This is a genomic window from Sphingomonas antarctica (genome assembly GCF_965137005.1).
Lineage (GTDB): Bacteria > Pseudomonadota > Alphaproteobacteria > Sphingomonadales > Sphingomonadaceae > Sphingomonas_O > Sphingomonas_O antarctica.
The window spans coordinates 1-652 of record NZ_CBCRXM010000053.1 but is presented as its reverse complement, the minus strand read 5'-3'; the positions used below and the strand labels follow the sequence as shown (position 1 = coordinate 652).

Sequence of the window (652 nt, the reverse complement as noted above, 5' to 3'; positions counted from 1 at the left end):
CGGCAGCGTTCGCCGCCGAACTTGAAACGCAACGGGCGGGGTTAACCCCGCCCGTTGCTTCACCCGCGCTCATGCGCAACAACACCGGTCTGTCTCTGGTTGCCGCTGGATGAAAGGCGGGGGTCACGTCACAGGGTATGTGTCACAGGCAGGTGGGCACCCCCAATAACCCTGGCATGATCCGGCAGAAGATGATTCACTGCTCCTGACTAAGGGAGGTGGCGAATGCGTCAGTCGGGACTGTTCGGGTTATCGGATTAGCTGAAGCGGTTGTCGGATTCCGGCGACCCGCTGGAAACCCTGGTGCGGGTGGTGGATTTCGAGCTGTTCCGCCCGGCGCTGGAGAAGGCGTTGGCATATGGCGACGGCGCGAAGGGCGGTCGGCCCCCTTACGATCCGGTGGCGATGTTCAAGGTGCTGGTCCTGGCGGCCCAGAACACGGTCAGTGATGCGCGCATGGAGTTCCTGATCCGCGATCGGTTGAGCTGGCTGCGCTTTCTCGGCTTCGACCCGGGCGCGGTCACGCCGGATGAGAACACGATCCGGCTGTTCCGCGAGAAGCTGACCCGCGCCGGCGCGATCGATGCGCTGTTCGCCGCCTTTGACCGGCAACTGCGGGAGCGCGGCTATCTGCCGATGGGGGGTCAGATCG

At 64.3% G+C, this 652-nt stretch carries 1 protein-coding gene; it reads left to right on the top strand.

From position 1 onward, the window contains the following. Positions 1 to 270: 270 nt before the first annotated feature. Positions 271 to 652 (top strand): transposase (locus ACM9ME_RS15450; protein WP_415644349.1); only part of this gene is annotated, 382 nt, incomplete at its 3' end.